This is a genomic window from Fictibacillus sp. 26RED30 (assembly GCF_015903845.1).
Classification (GTDB): domain Bacteria; phylum Bacillota; class Bacilli; order Bacillales; family Fictibacillaceae; genus Fictibacillus; species Fictibacillus phosphorivorans.
In genome coordinates this window covers 1-16,542 of record NZ_JACZDV010000007.1, presented here as the reverse complement: position 1 = coordinate 16,542, position 16,542 = coordinate 1, and the positions used below count along the sequence as shown (strand labels likewise).

The following is a 16,542-nucleotide window of genomic DNA, read 5'->3' as shown; positions in this document are numbered from 1 at the left end:
CATGTCACTCCTTCTTCTGGGACATACACTAAGATGAAAGCATAAGGCACAAGAAAGAAGGAGGACTTACAGCATGTTTGGAAAAAGACAAAAACAACAACGTAACTGGGGCTATCCAGGTTACGGATATGGTTCCTGCACTCCATGTGGTTATGGCTACGGTGGTTACGGCGGCGGAAGCGGAGTTTTCGCTTTAATTGTCGTGCTATTTATCCTTCTCATCATCATCGGTGCGACGTTGAGATAGTAGTTCGTTAAAAAGGCAAGAGTCTATGCTCTTTGCCTTTTTAATTTGGAATCATGTGCTGGTTCAACCTGTCTTCTTTCGTGATAAAAATACAAATGAATTTTTTTCTACCAAGCTAATGTTTGGCTTTCGTTCACCCTTGCTTTTCACCTTTTTGGGGATAGGCAGCTTGTTCACTGACCGTTTGATGCCCTCTCCCATAAAATTAAATGCTAATATGACAGCGGCAAAACTGAACACTGGAAAGAACACGAGCCATGGTGCTAAACGAAGCTGATAATAATACCCTCCTATCAGCCCTGACCATTCATTGGAGTCTGATACTGGTATTTCATATTCCGTTGTAAACTCCCTCATCGTTGTTCCTCCAAAGAATACGCCTAATATTCCTAGGTGAGCTAACAAAAGGAGGACAGCAATCACTTGTTGTACATAGATCAATAACAGCTTTGGCCATAGATGGGGCAGTATGTGTTTTGATAGAATTCTTACTCTTGAACCTCCCATTAATTTAGCGCTTGTAATAAACTCTTCTTTTTCGATCAGGTTAATCTCTTCTTTTATTAGAATAGACGTGTTCGGAACAGCGATAGCTATAATTAACAGCATCTCAAAAAATGCTTTCTCCCAAAATGTGTAGTTTTCTAATTGTATTATCGGTCCTACAATAAAAAAGATTAACAACGCTGACGGAATGTAATAGAACGATTGAGATAATCCTTTTATAAACGGCATCACTCTTCCCGCTCTCCACAAAAGAAACGATCCGATGAATGATAGACCGACCCTAAGCAAGCTGACGACTAGCGCGATACCAATCGTGTATTTGGCTCCAGATATAATCTGAGAGAACAGATCAGCTCCCATCCGGTCACTGCCAAACCAGTAAAGACTGGACGGTTCAAAAGGCGCCTTTTCTTTGGGCATTCCCTCTTCATCGTGTATATACTGTTCTTCATAAATTTCATTATCCAGCACGATTTCATGATAGAAACTAGCGATCAAAAGGCCAAACACAAACAAGAATCCTACAATAAAGAAAGGATCTTTCCATATATTTTTAATCATTTTTCACCAACCCACTTAAACGTGATCACTCGTAACAATGTGAAAAAAAGAAACATCGGAACAAATAGCAGCAGCATGGAGATCGTAAAGACTGCCGGATTTCCACTAGTCCTAATCAGTGATGTAATGCCATAAATATTAAACAGAAATTCGATCATCAGCAGGTTGGATAGCATAAACCATAATATATTTCGTGACTGGTGAAATACACTTAGCAACGTATTTGGAAGAACATGGCGCCATAAGATTCGAAAGCGGCCCATTCCTTTACTTCTTGCCGTATCTACGTAAAGCTTTCCGTACTCTTCTTCTATGTTTAATAATAGAATCCGCAAAATAAGAAAGGTCGGCAAAATGGTTAAGCATAAAATTGGAACAAAATACGTCTTCTGATCGTACAGAGATACAATCTGAAATAATAAGATGTTCGTTTTCTTAAAGAACCATACGATAAAGAACTGTATACCGATCGCGATTAATACATCTGGAATCGATTCAAAAACAAATGAAAATACTCTTATTCTATTCTTTAAGCTCGATGGAAGCATGAATATGAATAGAGCAAACAATAATGCTACGATAATCGCTATAAAGAATGCAGCAAACAGAATGGTAACCGAGTATCCATAGATTCCCCACATGCTTGGAAAGAGCGGATAAGGACCACTTTCTGCAAAGTACATGATCTCTTCAGGGTTCAGCATGACTCTAAACATTTCAGTTATTCCATCCAAATAACCGCTAGTGTTGAATGTCATCCCACTGAACATATAGGGAACAGATCCTAATAGAATAATTCCAACGACAGAAAGAACCATTGATAGAAAACTATCTTTTAAAATATACGGCATGATAAACCCCTATTCCTGACTTTTATAGTCCGCTTTTGCTAGATTAAAATCTCTTGGACTAAATAGGGCGACTAATAGTGTAGAAACTTCTGTTGTACATCCATCTACCATCAAGTTTTGAGGGGAATCCAAAATATAGCTACATTCAATCTCACCAGTTGGCATACCGAATGTCTTGTTGTTGTTCCTGAAAATCGTTTTATCTTTATTCACATAGTGCAATTCACTCGTTGTCGATTCACCTTTTTTAGAAAAGACCGTTATCTGCAGCTTGCTTTCTTTGTCTGCTTTTACATCATCTAAAAAGGTGAACATTGGAACAAGATGCTCGGTTTTAGTCGCGCCTGTCATCAGTTCAGTTTCCTTTTCGGAAAGATTTTGAATGACCACATGATCTTTTTTGATCGCATCTTTAATCGTGGTCTTCGATTCCTTTTCAGCTTCTTTTTCAGAGCACCCCGTAAGAAGAACACCTGCAATAAATAAAGCCCCCCATTTTTTCAAACTAATCCCCCTTTTTATTACAAATGTCTTTCTTTAAGAATTTAGACGTACAAAAGCCCCTCTTTTATTCAAAAGAGAGGCCATTATTTTTATAATTCTAATGTTTGTGGTTCGTGTTCACCGTCATTCATAAGTCGGATCAAGCTTGGTTTGATTTCAAGCAAGATATAGTTAGGATCATTCGGACCTTCAAAATAATGTTTCATTTGATCGTTCCAAAACTTTTCCTTTAACCCTTGATCATCTCGAATTGTAGCTGTTCCTTCGATTTCAAGGTAAGGATCGTTGTATCCTTCTCCATCATAGCCGACTAGTACGTGAACATTTGGATTATCTTGAATTTCGTCCGCTTTATGTGTCTCGATACTTGTTGGCGTGTAAAATGTGAGTTCGTCGTGGAAGAAGGTCATATAGCGAGAATGTGGCTTGTTCTTCTTTACCGTTGCCAGCACACCTGTCTGTTTTTTGTCTACTACTTCAAATACTTTATTTTTCATCTGTTCTTTATCCATGTCATCCACTCCTTAAAGTTTGGCTCTATTATATCTACCTTTTAGGATGGAAAATAAAACATCATGTTATACATAGATGAATCAGAGAGTTTTTACACTATCGCATTTGTTAGGCTTTCTCTTTCAACGGTCTCCATAAAATCATGAACGACTTTATTGTTGTTTTTATCTCCAGCGATTTTTAACATCACTTTCCCTAAAAAGTTGATGCCTTTATTTGAACCTTCATAAACAAACTGAGTCGTATTTTCATCCATTTTAAGAAGAGTGAACGCTGTTTGAATCTCAAATGCTTTTGCCAAGCTAAAACCGATTTCCAGATGCTTACGATTAACAGTATCTTCGTATGCCAACGTTTCTACGATATACGTTTCTACCCTGCGTCCTTCTTTATAGGACTGCTTGTACGTAGAACCCACCACACCCTCTTTCTTCTCAATTGGTGTATGCTCTACAACGTTCGGCATGATCCTTTGAATATTCTCATCAGAAAAAAGCACCCAAACTCTTTCAATGTTTACTGGTATCGTTCTCTCTTCTTTCCACGTTAGCATTTTTCATCCTCTTCCTTTCCCCATAATAAAAATTGATCGATCTCATCTATCGTGCCGTATAGTTCATCTATCTTTTGTTGAATATTTCTCTTTTTTTCGTTTAATATGTGCTCTAGATTCTCGAAGGATTCATCTTCAATAACAGAAAGCATCTCTTGGATGGTGAAGTTAAAGGTTCTCAAACGAGCTAGGATCATTGCAATTAAGTAAGATCCGTTATCGTAGTATCGATACTTATTCTTAGGATCGACATAGACAGGCTCTAATAACTTCACTTCTGCATAATATCTAAGGGTCTCTTTGCTCAATCCCGTCATTTCTGAAAACTCACTTACTCGATACATGTATCATTCACCGCCTGCTATTTCATCATAAACCGTGTTGTGCACCACATGGTCAATTCTTTTTTATATATTCCTTTATTCTTCCTCAAGCATCTCTTTTATTCCTTTTATAGGAGTAGTACTTTCTTATCGTATATAAAAAGCCCCCTTCTCTATGTGAAAAGGGGACTCGTATGAATGGAGTAATCCACTCATCCAAATTGCGCTGCATGTAAACGGCTATAGATTCCTTTTGATGCTAACAGATCGTGATGGTTTCCTTGTTCTGCAATTCCTTCATTCGTCACGACCATTATTCGATCCGCATTTTTTATCGTGGCAAGTCGATGTGCAATTACGAGTGTCGTTCTACCTTCTGTTAATTCTTCTAAGGCTTTTTGAATCGCAACCTCTGTTTCCGTATCTAATGCAGATGTGGCTTCGTCCAAGATCAAGATCGGCGGATTTTTCAAGAACATTCGAGCAATGGCTAGTCTCTGTTTTTGGCCGCCCGAAAGCTTGACTCCTCTTTCGCCGATCACTGCCTGGAGTCCTTCTGGCTGATCTTTAATAAAATCATCCAATCGAGCTCTCTTCGCCGCATCCATAATTTCAGCATCGGTCGCGTTTAGGTCACCGTAAGCAATATTTTCTTTGATCGTACCTGAAAAGAGAAAAACATCTTGCTGCACGATACCGATTTGCTTTCGTAACGATTGTAGCTTCATCTCTTGGATGTTGATCCCGTCTATTGTAATCGATCCATTTTGCACATCATAAAAACGAGGCAGCAAACTGCATAGCGTTGTCTTCCCTGCGCCAGATGGTCCGACAAACGCGACAGTCTCACCAGAGCGAATGGATAGATCGATGTTATTCAAAACTGATCTGTGACCTTCATAACCAAATGTCACACCCTGATAACGGATTGCCCCTTTTAAATCGACTTCTATAGCGTCTTCTGAATCTGCTATATCTGGGTCTGTATCCATGATTTCAACGAACCGCTTAAAACCGGCAATTCCTTTAGGATAGCTTTCAATCACGGCGTTTATTTTTTGAATCGGTCCGATCAAAATGTTCGATAACAAAATAAAAGCAACAAACTGTCCATACGTTAATTCACCTGAAATGACAAAGTATGTTCCAAACAATAAGGTGAAAAGGGTAACTAACCTCATTAAAACATAGTTGGACATAACGTTCTGAGCCATGATCTTATAGGATTGAAGCTTTGTAAGACGGTACTTCTTATTATTTTCTCTAAACTTTTCCTGTTCATATTTTTCGTTCGCAAAAGCCTGAACAACACGTATTCCACCGATGCTGTCCTCTACTCTTGCATTGATCTCCGCTACATCTTGAAACATCTTTCTAAACGTGATCGTCATTTTTTTATTAAAGTAAATCGCTAGAATGATCAATAAAGGGATAACGATAAAAGACAAAACAGCGAGCTTCCAATTGATCGTTAACATGAGGCCGAACGATCCAATCAATGTCATAACCGCCACAAACACATCTTCTGGCCCGTGGTGAGCAACTTCTCCGATCTCTTCCAAGTCTTTCGTAAGACGAGAAATACTATGACCGGTCTTATTGTTATCATAATAGCCGAACGAGAGTTTCTGCATATGAGTGAACAGCTGCTGACGCATATCTGTTTCAATATTGATCCCAAGCTTGTGCCCCCAGTACGTGACAACAAAATGAAGAAACGTATTTAAAAGGTAAACAAGCAACAAACCAAGACAAGCTAAAGAGATAATCTCCCAGTTTCCATCAGGAAGAAGCTTATCGATCACTTGGTTTACAGCTAACGGAAAGGCCAATTCCAAAATTCCAACAAGAATGGCACATGAAAAATCAAGTATGAACAACCACTTATAGGGTCTATAATAAGCAAAAAAGCGAGTTAACACGTATAGACCTCCTTTACTGTTTTAATTGAAATACAACTAATTGAAATCCATTCTCAATTATACAGAATAAAGGGTTTTCTTACAATTTAAAATGACTGAACCGTTGTATGATCTTTGAAAGTGGTTGCTTTCCGCTCCAGGTTGCTCGCTTTCCATGGGGCGACCGGTGAGCCTCCTGCCGCTTTGCGCCCTTAGGAGTCTCCACCTGACCGCTCGTCCCATAGGAGTCGGCAACCTTCCGCTCCAATCAACTTGCATCAGAAGTAAAAAGAAATCAGTTTTTTATAAAAGATTTTTTTAAGCATGAAAAAACCTCCCGTATCGCTACAGGAGGTTTTTGTGCTATTAAATGATCTATTCTACTGTTACTGACTTCGCAAGGTTACGCGGCTTATCTACATCACAGTCGCGGTGAAGCGCTGCGTAGTAAGAGATCAGCTGCATCGGAAGTACAGATACTAACGGCGTCAAGTATGGGTGGATCTTCGGAAGAACAACACGGTCGCCTTCTTCTTGCAGACCATCCATAGAGATCACGCATGTGTAAGCTCCACGTGCCGCTACTTCTTTCACGTTACCACGGATGCTTAAGTTAACATGCTCTTGAGTTGCAAGAGCGATAACTGGTGTTCCGTCTTCGATCAATGCGATCGTACCATGCTTTAATTCTCCTCCAGCAAAACCTTCTGCTTGGATGTAAGAGATTTCTTTTAATTTTAGTGCAGCTTCTAAACATACGTAGAAGTCAGCAGCACGCCCGATGAAGAATGCGTTACGAGTTACAGCTAAGAACTCGCGTGCGATCTTCTCCATCTCTTCTTTTTGGTCACAAAGAACTTCCATCGCGTTTGCAACGATCGCAAGCTCTTGCAGCGGATTGAAGTCTAACTCGATGCCTTTTGCACGAGCTGAGTCAACAGCTAGTATTGCCAGTACTGCGATTTGAGCTGTGTATGCTTTCGTTGATGCTACTGCAATCTCAGGACCAGCATACAAGTTAAGCGTGTAGTTTGCTTCACGAGAAAGTGTAGAACCTGGAACGTTCGTGATCGTTAATGCTTTGTGTCCAAGTCTCTTCACTTCAACTAACACGGCACGGCTGTCTGCAGTCTCACCTGATTGTGAGATGAAGATGAACAACGGCTTTTGTGATAGAAGCGGCATGTTGTAAACAAACTCACTCGCGATGTGTGCTTCAACAGGAATGTTAGCGATGTTTTCGATCAGCTGTTTCCCAACCAGACCAGCGTGGTAGCTCGTTCCGCAAGCGATGATATAAACACGGTCCGCTTCTTTCATCGCGGCACGGATATCATCATCCAGCTTAAGATCGCCATTTTCATTTTGGTATTGATTGATGATGTTACGCATTACGAAAGGCTGCTCATCGATTTCTTTTAACATGAAATGAGGATACGTGCCTTTTTCGATGTCGCTTGCATCTAGTTCAGCTGTATAAGGTGTGCGCTCAACAACTGTACCATCAAGAGTTTTGATCGTATAGCTGTCGCTTGTCACGATTACAATTTCTTTATCCATTAATTCAACGTATTGATCGGTTTGAGAAAGCATAGCCATTGCATCACTTGCAATAACGTTAAAGCCTTCACCTTTACCAACCAATAACGGGCTCTTGTTCTTACCAACATAGATGGTTTCAGGGTTTTGGTTGTCGATTAGTCCGATCGCATAAGAACCTTTTAACTCAGAAAGCGTACGGCGGAATGCTTCTTCCACTTCCATGCCTTCGTTCACAAAGTATTCTACTAGCTGAACGATAACTTCTGTATCTGTTTCAGACAATAAATCAACACCTGAGATGTATTGTTTCTTCACCAGTTCATAGTTCTCGATTACACCGTTGTGTACGAGTGTAAAGCGTTCTGTTGAACTTTGGTGTGGATGAGAGTTAACTCTGCTCGGAACTCCGTGTGTTGCCCAGCGTGTATGTCCGATACCAACGGATGCTTCTACTCCAAGATCTACGTTTTCACGAAGATTTGCAATACGTCCTTTTTCTTTGAACACATGAACTCCGTCTTCATTAAGTACAGCGATACCAGCTGAGTCATATCCGCGGTATTCTAATTTTTCTAATCCGCGTAAAAGGATTTCCTTCGCGTCATTATTCCCAATATATCCAACGATTCCACACATAAATAAGCGTCCTCCTTAAAGCCATCACACTCTGCTGACGGCTTTCATAAGGGGGCCGTGAGCGGGGCTCACAACCCCACCTATGTTCTCTATTTTTATTTTTTTCACTTGCTTTCGTCTTTGTACAGGAAGTCACCTTACCTGGTTTGAACAAAAGCTTACGGAAGTGATGTTCCGAGAGGCATCCGCCGAAATATCGATGAACCTCTTCCTCGTCAACTGCTCTTTAGCCGGTCAGCAGTTCAGGCGCTTTGGATGAATGATTAACTGTAAACTCCTTCCTTTTATTTGAAGTAAACAAAAATAATCATACACGGGTTTTTCAAAACCGTCAATTATTATTCTTTCCCATTTTGAGAAAAAGTTGAAACATAATGTTCCATATTACAAAAATATGCATACACAGCTCTTTCTGTGAGCCGCATATGCATATGTTTCGTGCCCTTTTTTATTTTATGAGGGACAGTTTCTTTTTAATTTAAACGAGCTCAGCCTTTACTACTTCTACGATTTTATCTGCATGCTCTTGGCAGAGTTCTTCTGTTGGAGCTTCAACCATTACACGCACGAGTGGCTCCGTTCCAGAAGGGCGAACAAGCACTCGGCCGTTTCCTTCAAGCTCTGTTTCTACGTTATCGATCGCAGCCTTGATCGCATCGTTTCCGTTCAACTTAGACTTATCCGCTACTTTTACATTGATAAGAAGCTGCGGGAATTTTGCCATCTCACCTGCAAGCTCGGATAGTGGCTTTCCGGTTGCTTTTAGAATGGCAGCAAGCTGAATGCCAGATAGAAGTCCGTCTCCTGTTGTCGTGTAGTCTAAGAAGATGATGTGACCAGACTGTTCTCCACCAAGGTTAAAGTCGTTCTTACGCATCTCTTCCATTACATAACGGTCACCTACAGCTGTTTGTGCAGATTTCATCTCGTTTGCTTCTACAGCTTTATAGAAACCTAAGTTACTCATTACTGTTGAAACGACTGTATCCTGCTTCAAACGTCCTTGCTCTTTTAGATGCTTTGCACAGATGAACATGATTTGGTCTCCATCGACGATGTTTCCTTTTTCATCGATCGCGATCAAACGGTCTCCGTCACCATCAAATGCAAGCCCCATGTCGCAGCCTTTTTCTTTAACAAGTTCAGCAAGCTTTTCAGGATGTGTACTTCCTACACCTTCATTGATGTTTAGGCCGTTTGGACTTGTGCCCATCGTTGAGATGTCTGCTTCAAGATCAGCAAACAGATGTGGTGCATGTGATGATGTAGCTCCGTGCGCGCAATCTAAAGCGATATGAAGACCAGAAAAATCTCCAGGAACCGTTTGTTTCAGATAATGCATATACTTTTGGCCGCCTTCAAAATAATCGCTGACTGAACCTAAGTCGCCGCCTACAGGACGAGGGAGTTCATCCGTTTCATTATCCAAAAGGGCTTCGATTTCTGCTTCTTGCTCATCTAATAGCTTGAAGCCATCTGCTCCAAAGAATTTAATGCCGTTATCTGCTACTGGGTTATGCGACGCTGAAATCATAACACCTGCTTGTGCGCCTAAAGCTTTTGTTAAGAAAGCAACTCCCGGAGTAGAGATTACGCCTAAACGCATTACTTCCGCACCGATGGATAGAAGTCCCGCTACAAGAGCACCCTCTAGCATCTGTCCCGAAATACGCGTATCACGCCCGATTAAGATTTTAGGTCTTTCTGTATTTTTTGTAAGAACATATCCTCCAAAGCGCCCTAATTTAAATGCTAGTTCAGGCGTAAGCTCTGTATTTGCAACTCCTCTAACTCCGTCGGTACCAAAATATTTTCCCATTATTGCTCTCTCCTTCAACTATTGACTGCTAGTTTCTGTTTGAATTTCCACACTGGCTTCCTGAACTGTACCTGTCAGTTCAACATCCCCTGGATTTTTCCAATCTATCTTCACTTTATGCGTTCCTTGACCAAGTGAGCTCACATCTACGATTCCCTGCAGATCTGACTTTTTAAGGGAATTAAGCACACCCTTTTTCCCTCTTACTGTTACATCTACAACACCATCTGCCGGATCTAGTATCGTTGCTTGTTTGTCAGCGTCCCTTCCAAGCAGCGTTAATGGAACATCACTGAACGTTTTTGTCGTCTCTTGATCGGTTTCTTGTTCTGCTTCTGTTTCTGTACCTGCTTCTGTTTCGGTTTCAGCCTCATTACCCGTTTCTTCAACGTTTACATCTACTGTCACTTCTTTTATTGAAACGTCGTCAATTCCGTCTGGTACGGGAACATCAACGGTCAGCGTCGTGTCTTTTTTGATGTCACTTAAATCTATCGTTATTCCTCTAAATGAATCGATTTTATCCAAAGAAGTTGTTGTACCTGTCAATGTGATCTCGCTCGGATCAGATGTGATCGATTGAAGGGTAAGCCCCTCCTCTAGTTCGCCTTTCGTTTCGATAGATATCGGTACCGTTTTCTTAGGCTTCTTGATCGGTACAGACACCTCCGCTACTCCAGGGTTGATCTGAACATCAATTATATCTCCTTGCTGATTGTACGCACGCAGGGGAACTTTGGTTTGGATCGCTTCATCTGCATCACTTACGTCCACAAATCCTGTGATGAATGAGATCTGTTCGATCATCCCCTCAGCACCTGTCACATTGACCGTTCTCGGCGAAAACTCAACCTCACCTGCTGTATATCCCTCAGGCAGTTTTCTCTTATTCTTCAGGTCCACGTTCACGTTCATTTCTTTTGTTACTTTTTTATGCAGGATGACATCCACATAGTCTGGATTAATCTTAGCCTTTACCCCTTCAGGCAGACCTTGAACTTGAACTTTTACCCGCTTGTTGCCAGGTTTCATATTGGTTAGATCAATATAGACTTCGAATTCTTTATCCACTTTTGTCGCTTTTGTAATCAAACGGCTAGAACCCGTTAAAGTAAGATCAACCGATGATGGCATATCAGTAAGAACATATTGATCATCATCAAAGTATGGTTTGATCTGTACGTTCTCGATCGTTTCACTCTCAGTGTACATTTTTGAGAATATCGAATTGTTTGCTGCTTCTTCCTGTGTCTCCATCGTTACGATCGTATACATCATGAGGGCAAGAAGGAAAGCAATAATTTTTACAAACCATGAACTACTAAGGAGTTTGTCCATTTTTCTTTCCCCTCCAATTCCAGCGAGTTGAGGAAGTGGACTTGTTGGCAATAATCAATTCTGCGTTTAACAAATTTCTTAATGACTCTTCGTCCAGGTTACGATAGATCTCTCCATTTTTCGTAAGTGAGATCGTACCTGTTTCCTCAGAAACAATAACCGTTACAGCATCTGTAACTTCACTAATTCCTAGTGCGGCTCTATGTCTTGTCCCAAGCTCTTTTGAAACAAACGGACTTTCCGTTAAAGGTAAGTAACAACCTGCCGCGTAGATCTGACTTTGTTTAATGATGACCGCTCCATCATGTAATGGAGTATTCGGTACAAAGATATTCGTCAGCAGTTCTGATGATAGATGCGCTTTAATCGGAATGCCAGTTTCCACATACTCACTCAATCCCGTTTCGCGCTCGATCGACATGATCGCACCTATACGTCGCTTAGACATATAGTTCGTTGACTTACAGATCGCGGCAATGGCTTTTTCCGTTTCTTCCTCTTCAGGTAATCCTGTACGAGAAAAGAACTTCCCACGACCAAGCTGTTCTAACGCCCGTCTTAACTCTGGCTGGAAAATGATAATGATAGCAAGAAGACCATATGTAATCACTTTATCCATCAGCCATGACATCGTTCTAAGATCGAACGAACTACTCAGGAACCATACTACAATGATTACGGTGATCCCTTTTAACAATTGAACAGCTTTTGTTCCTCTGATCAGCATTATCAGCTTATAGATCACATACGTCACTAATAAAATATCTATGATCTGTGTAATGTAATTAAATATATTAAAATCAGCGATTGGTAACATAAATTCCCTCCCAACCCAGTTTGTCTTCCAAGTTGAAGTATTTAGTGGTGCGAAACAGGTTATTGCTATGCGTAAACTTATGGAATACCATTTCTTCAAACACTACCAAGAAAAAATTTTTAACCCATTTATTATAGCATACCTCAATGTAAAGAAAACTTGGCATGACATTCACATGTTTTACTCATGATGGTTGGATGATGATTGCCATTTATACGATTTGCACATGAAAAAAAGCCGTATGAGAACGGCTTTCTATATGAGGATCATTCATTGCTTCATCATTTGTACTAACTAAAGATTTCAACTTATACCATACCCATTCGACCACTTGGCCGATTTCCTGACTGTGACCTGTTACTTCCCCTGCAGATGCAAGATATTGATCACCTTTTATGACCGTAACGTCACCTTCTACTCTGCCTTCTATTCGAACATCAGCATTCTCTACAACTAGATCGCCTTTAATTGTTTCTCCAGCAGGAACGACTACTACGCGTTCAGACTTTTTGATCTGCAGGTTTCCTTCACCTTTTACAACTGCTAAATCTTGTTGATTGTAACTCGTAAACACGGATGCAGCCATAAAAAACATAAAGATCGCCGCAGCTGTTAGAGCAGGATGACTCTTCATCCAGCGCATCCATTTTACCTGTTGCCTCTCTTTAGGCAATTTAGCCATCACAGCCTCTGTAAAGCCTTCTGGTGCCTTCATATGAGATTGCAGCTGCAAATCCTTCAATGTCGCAGTCAGCAGCTCAAACTCTTCCCTACACGTCTCACAATCCTTAAGATGATTGTGAAAGTCTAATTCCTCTTCTTTTGTTGCATCACCATCAAGAACTTTATTCATTAATTCATCATATACGGAAACTTCACAATGCATTATTATCACCTCGTTTTTACAACCATTTGAAATACTTTCTTCAATGCTTCCCGCCCGCGATGTATACGAGTTTTCACTGTTGGAACAGGTATGTCCATAATCTTGCTGATCTCCTCTAACGATAGATCCTCAACGTATTTTAAAAGAATTGCGGTCCTGTATTTTTCAGGAAGCTTCATGATTTCTGACTGAAGTTCATTCCACTCTTCATTCTCTGTAACTACTTCTTCAGGTAAAGGCTCTTCACTCGAAAGCTGGCTATACATCGTAGCGCCGTCTGTTCCAGGCACCTCTGCATCCAGATAATAATCCGGTTTCTTTTTCCTTAACCTGTCGATACAAAGGTTTGTAGCAATACGAAAAATCCAGGTTGAAAATTTGTATTCACTATTGTATTTACTTATATTACGGTAAGCGCGTAAAAAAGTTTCTTGTGCTAAATCTTCTGCTTCATGTCCATTGCCGACCATCCGGAAACAATGCCGGTATATTTTATCTTTAAAAAGGTCAACAATGCCTTCAAACGCTTCTTGGTCCCCTTTTTTAACTTGGGTCACCATATTCGCTATTAAGGCGTCCATTATTTTATCACCACTCGGATTTTATTTACGTACCAGCATTTCATAAGTTTCAAATCTTTTCATATTATTTTATTTTATCATGTTGCAGAATTTGACGAAATAAAAAGGTATTTTTTTCTAAATAATGTGTTTTAAATAAATCAGACCTGGGAATATTAATCATATAAAATATTATGCTGAGGCAGAAAGGGGTAGTTTGTATGCATAGAGATTTATTAATCGAACAGATCGAACACTCCAGACAGCAAATGAATGAACTTTCAAAACATCTTCCACTAATCGCACAAGAAGTAGTTGAACTCTCACAAGAGATTGATCACCTGCTTAACCAATACCAACGCATAAATGAAAAAGAACAGTTGCATCTATAAAGAGGCAACTGTTTTTATTTTGTCTTCGTCTATTATAGTAGCTTTTCTCCAAATAAAGAACCCATTAAAGCTACAGCCACCGTCGCTGTTTTGTTCTTTTCGTCTAAAATTGGATTAACCTCTACAAATTCCGCAGATGTTATAACTTCCGCTTCAGCTAACATCTCCATTGCCAAGTGGCTCTCTCGGTAGCTGATCCCTCCAAGTACAGGCGTTCCAACACCAGGTGCATCATGAGGATCAAGACCATCTAAATCGAGACTCAAGTGTACACCATCTGTGTGAGCTAAGTATTCAATCGTCTCTTCCATAACCTTCGCCATCCCTAGACGATCTACTTCATGCATCGTATATACTTTGATTCCTCTTTCTTTTATCAGCTCACGTTCACCTTCATCTAAGGACCGCGCGCCAATGATTACAATATTTTCAGGTTTGATCTTTGGTGTATAGTCACTAATGTTTGTAAGTCTCTCATGACCGATACCAATGCTTACCGCAAGTGGCATCCCATGAATGTTTCCACTCGGTGAAGTATCGGCAGTATTCAGATCTCCATGCGCATCGTACCAAATAACACCTAAATTCTCGTAGTGCTTAGAAACCCCAGCTAATGTACCAATCGCAATACTATGGTCTCCTCCAAGCACGAGTGGAAACTTCTTGTTGGAGATTACATTTGATACAGTTTGTGACAGCTTTTCACTCGCATCAATAACACCTTGTAAATTTTTCAGATTACCTTCGTTTTCAATACTTTGTTTTTCTGGACGAGCAATATCTATATCACCAAAATCTTCAACACGATAATCCAGGTTTTCAAGGCGTTCAACAACACCCGCATATCGAATCGCACTCGGTCCCATATCTACACCACGGCGCATTTGTCCTAAATCCATCGGTACTCCGATTACTGTAATATCTTTCAACATTTTTCTTCCTCCCTTATGAAAAACACATAAAACATGAAAATCTATCTCTATTGTAGCTGTAAGGGATTTCATGGTTCAACTGGACAAAATGTTGCATAGATATACCAAAAAGAAAGCGCTTTCGACCTTAAGTTACATATTTATAAGGTTTCGGATAAGAAAGGACAAAAAAGAAGATGGCTTCGAGCCATCTTCTTTTCATTTTTCTTAACTCTGTTTAACTTATCAGTACTGAAATGGGGTATATTTAGAGGTCCCGTTTCATGAGTAGAAAAATAGACCGCTATAACAAATACCACTCGGGGTATTTATGATGCAAATTCTAGAAATATCAGCAATAATTCTAGATATTTCGCAAAATAATACGGCGAGTTTTGTTCCTATATCTTCGAATCGTGATAGTTCAACAATAAATATGAAGCACATACCCTTAACTCTATTCCATAACTGACACATGTATACGTGATCACACTATACACTAGCAGCCAAAAATTAGTATCTCTATCTATCAAACGAGAAGTATTTTAAAGTCTTCTAAACAATAAAAAAACTTCAGGCATCGCCTGAAGTGAAATGATTATGTATATGGTGGAGCTTAGCGGGATCGAACCGCTGACCTCCTGCGTGCAAGGCAGGCGCTCTCCCAGCTGAGCTAAAGCCCCGAAGAAATAATATGGAGCGGGTGATGAGAATCGAACTCACGACCAGAGCTTGGAAGGCTCTTGTTTTACCACTAAACTACACCCGCATATTCTATTAGTATCGTCTATCTTTTGTATTGTTAAACATAAGATGGTGGAGGGGGACGGATTCGAACCGCCGAACCCGGAGGGAGCGGATTTACAGTCCGCCGCGTTTAGCCACTTCGCTACCCCTCCACATAAAAAAAGAGAGTTACTCTTCAAGCACTTCGTTGTGCTCTGTGTCTACTATCCAAGAAAGTAAACATGGTGCCGGCTAGAGGACTTGAACCCCCAACCTACTGATTACAAGTCAGTTGCTCTACCAATTGAGCTAAACCGGCAAGCAAAAAAAATGGTGGAGGATGACGGGTTCGAACCGCCGACCCCCTGCTTGTAAGGCAGGTGCTCTCCCAGCTGAGCTAATCCTCCAAATATTTATAGAAAATGGTGACCCGTACGGGATTCGAACCCGTGTTACCGCCGTGAAAGGGCGGTGTCTTAACCGCTTGACCAACGGGCCATAACTGTATGATTTAAAAGTAAGTATGATATGGAGCTTCCAACCGGGCTCGAACCGGTGACCTCTTCCTTACCATGGAAGCACTCTACCTGCTGAGCTATGGAAGCAAGTAAAAATGGCTCCACAGGCAGGACTCGAACCTGCGACCGATCGGTTAACAGCCGATAGCTCTACCACTGAGCTACTGTGGAATAATGTAATGAAAATCCACAACTAAGTTGGAATTTTGAGATTTTAGCCCAGCGACGTCCTACTCTAACAGGGGGAAACCCCCAACTACCATCGGCGCTAAAGAGCTTAACTTCCGTGTTCGGTATGGGAACGGGTGTGACCTCTTTGCCATCATCACTGGACCTAGTTACTTATGTAACACTCTCAAAATCATTTATCCTGTTGGGACAAGATAAATTTTATTATATTTTAAAGCTTTTTGCAAGAGATTTTTTAAATGATTTTC

Annotated in this window: 16 protein-coding genes, 8 tRNA genes and 1 rRNA gene; 2 read left to right on the top strand and 23 right to left on the bottom strand. The window is 40.6% G+C overall.

The genetic code is table 11. From position 1 onward, the window contains the following. The first annotated feature begins 73 nt into the window (after window positions 1–73). Window positions 74–247 carry a YjcZ family sporulation protein gene (locus IHV11_RS19885; RefSeq protein WP_197134286.1) on the top strand — a complete coding sequence of 58 codons (174 nt, stop codon included), beginning with the start codon at window positions 74–76 and terminating at the stop codon, window positions 245–247. A 63-nt stretch (window positions 248–310) separates the two neighbouring features. Here IHV11_RS19885 and IHV11_RS19880 read toward each other — a convergent pair whose 3' ends face one another. From IHV11_RS19880 to sigW, 13 genes are all read right to left on the bottom strand, one after another. Further along, window positions 311–1,315 (bottom strand): ABC transporter permease, encoded by a 1,005-nt coding sequence (locus tag IHV11_RS19880; RefSeq protein WP_197195996.1) that lies wholly within the window; start codon window positions 1,313–1,315, stop codon window positions 311–313. Beyond that, window positions 1,312–2,166 carry an ABC transporter permease subunit gene (locus IHV11_RS19875; RefSeq protein WP_197195995.1) on the bottom strand — a complete coding sequence of 285 codons (855 nt, stop codon included), beginning with the start codon at window positions 2,164–2,166 and terminating at the stop codon, window positions 1,312–1,314. Before IHV11_RS19875 ends, IHV11_RS19880 begins: the two co-directional genes overlap by 4 nt. Before the next feature lie 9 nt (window positions 2,167–2,175). Continuing rightward, window positions 2,176–2,670, bottom strand: coding sequence for a hypothetical protein (locus IHV11_RS19870; protein WP_197195994.1), 495 nt, complete (start codon window positions 2,668–2,670; stop codon window positions 2,176–2,178). A gap of 89 nt (window positions 2,671–2,759) precedes the next feature. Further along, the gene (locus IHV11_RS19865) at window positions 2,760–3,182 is read right to left on the bottom strand and encodes a pyridoxamine 5'-phosphate oxidase family protein (RefSeq protein WP_153236608.1); all 423 of its coding nucleotides are present in this window, start codon (window positions 3,180–3,182) and stop codon (window positions 2,760–2,762) included. 92 nt (window positions 3,183–3,274) lie between these two features. Beyond that, window positions 3,275–3,736 (bottom strand): SRPBCC family protein, encoded by a 462-nt coding sequence (locus IHV11_RS19860; protein ID WP_197192155.1) that lies wholly within the window; start codon window positions 3,734–3,736, stop codon window positions 3,275–3,277. Next, window positions 3,730–4,080 carry a MerR family transcriptional regulator gene (locus IHV11_RS19855; RefSeq protein ID WP_197134269.1) on the bottom strand — a complete coding sequence of 117 codons (351 nt, stop codon included), beginning with the start codon at window positions 4,078–4,080 and terminating at the stop codon, window positions 3,730–3,732. The genes IHV11_RS19860 and IHV11_RS19855 overlap by 7 nt, the downstream gene beginning before the upstream one ends. Before the next feature lie 191 nt (window positions 4,081–4,271). Further along, window positions 4,272–5,981, bottom strand: a complete 1,710-nt coding sequence (locus IHV11_RS19850) for an ABC transporter ATP-binding protein (RefSeq protein ID WP_197192154.1) — start codon at window positions 5,979–5,981, stop codon at window positions 4,272–4,274. Window positions 5,982–6,335: 354 nt separating this feature from the next. Continuing rightward, the gene (gene glmS, locus IHV11_RS19845; protein ID WP_197195993.1) at window positions 6,336–8,138 is read right to left on the bottom strand and encodes a glutamine--fructose-6-phosphate transaminase (isomerizing); all 1,803 of its coding nucleotides are present in this window, start codon (window positions 8,136–8,138) and stop codon (window positions 6,336–6,338) included. A gap of 478 nt (window positions 8,139–8,616) precedes the next feature. After that, a complete protein-coding gene (gene glmM / locus IHV11_RS19840; protein WP_197195992.1) occupies window positions 8,617–9,957 on the bottom strand; it encodes a phosphoglucosamine mutase in 1,341 nt (446 codons plus the stop codon). An 18-nt stretch (window positions 9,958–9,975) separates the two neighbouring features. Then, window positions 9,976–11,295 (bottom strand): CdaR family protein, encoded by a 1,320-nt coding sequence (locus IHV11_RS19835; protein WP_197195991.1) that lies wholly within the window; start codon window positions 11,293–11,295, stop codon window positions 9,976–9,978. Further along, window positions 11,279–12,112, bottom strand: coding sequence for a diadenylate cyclase CdaA (gene cdaA, locus IHV11_RS19830; protein WP_197134253.1), 834 nt, complete (start codon window positions 12,110–12,112; stop codon window positions 11,279–11,281). Before cdaA ends, IHV11_RS19835 begins: the two co-directional genes overlap by 17 nt. 211 nt (window positions 12,113–12,323) lie before the next feature. Next, window positions 12,324–12,998 (bottom strand): anti-sigma factor family protein, encoded by a 675-nt coding sequence (locus tag IHV11_RS19825; protein ID WP_197195990.1) that lies wholly within the window; start codon window positions 12,996–12,998, stop codon window positions 12,324–12,326. Between the two features lie 5 nt (window positions 12,999–13,003). Continuing rightward, window positions 13,004–13,579 carry an RNA polymerase sigma factor SigW gene (sigW, locus tag IHV11_RS19820; protein WP_197134246.1) on the bottom strand — a complete coding sequence of 192 codons (576 nt, stop codon included), beginning with the start codon at window positions 13,577–13,579 and terminating at the stop codon, window positions 13,004–13,006. A gap of 200 nt (window positions 13,580–13,779) precedes the next feature. On the opposite strand from sigW, the gene IHV11_RS19815 reads away from it, so the two are divergent. After that, entirely contained in the window at window positions 13,780–13,950 is a 171-nt protein-coding gene (locus IHV11_RS19815) for an aspartyl-phosphate phosphatase Spo0E family protein (RefSeq protein WP_171005666.1), read from the top strand. 32 nt (window positions 13,951–13,982) lie between these two features. On the opposite strand, the gene rocF is transcribed toward IHV11_RS19815, so the two are convergent. From rocF to rrf, 10 genes are all read right to left on the bottom strand, one after another. After that, on the bottom strand, window positions 13,983–14,882 hold the full coding sequence (rocF, locus tag IHV11_RS19810; protein ID WP_197192151.1) for an arginase: 900 nt from the start codon (window positions 14,880–14,882) through the stop codon (window positions 13,983–13,985). 586 nt (window positions 14,883–15,468) lie between these two features. Next, window positions 15,469–15,544 (bottom strand) — tRNA-Ala (locus tag IHV11_RS19805). Between the two features lie 12 nt (window positions 15,545–15,556). After that, a tRNA-Gly gene (locus IHV11_RS19800) sits at window positions 15,557–15,630 on the bottom strand. A gap of 45 nt (window positions 15,631–15,675) precedes the next feature. Beyond that, window positions 15,676–15,760 (bottom strand) — tRNA-Tyr (locus tag IHV11_RS19795). A 70-nt stretch (window positions 15,761–15,830) separates the two neighbouring features. Further along, window positions 15,831–15,906, bottom strand: a tRNA-Thr gene (locus IHV11_RS19790). A gap of 12 nt (window positions 15,907–15,918) precedes the next feature. Continuing rightward, window positions 15,919–15,994, bottom strand: a tRNA-Val gene (locus IHV11_RS19785). A 16-nt stretch (window positions 15,995–16,010) separates the two neighbouring features. Then, a tRNA-Glu gene (locus IHV11_RS19780) sits at window positions 16,011–16,085 on the bottom strand. A 31-nt stretch (window positions 16,086–16,116) separates the two neighbouring features. Then, window positions 16,117–16,192, bottom strand: a tRNA-Thr gene (locus IHV11_RS19775). Window positions 16,193–16,201: 9 nt separating this feature from the next. After that, window positions 16,202–16,276 (bottom strand) — tRNA-Asn (locus tag IHV11_RS19770). Window positions 16,277–16,322: 46 nt separating this feature from the next. Next, window positions 16,323–16,438 (bottom strand): 5S ribosomal RNA (rrf, locus tag IHV11_RS19765). Between the last annotated feature and the right edge of the window lie 104 nt (window positions 16,439–16,542).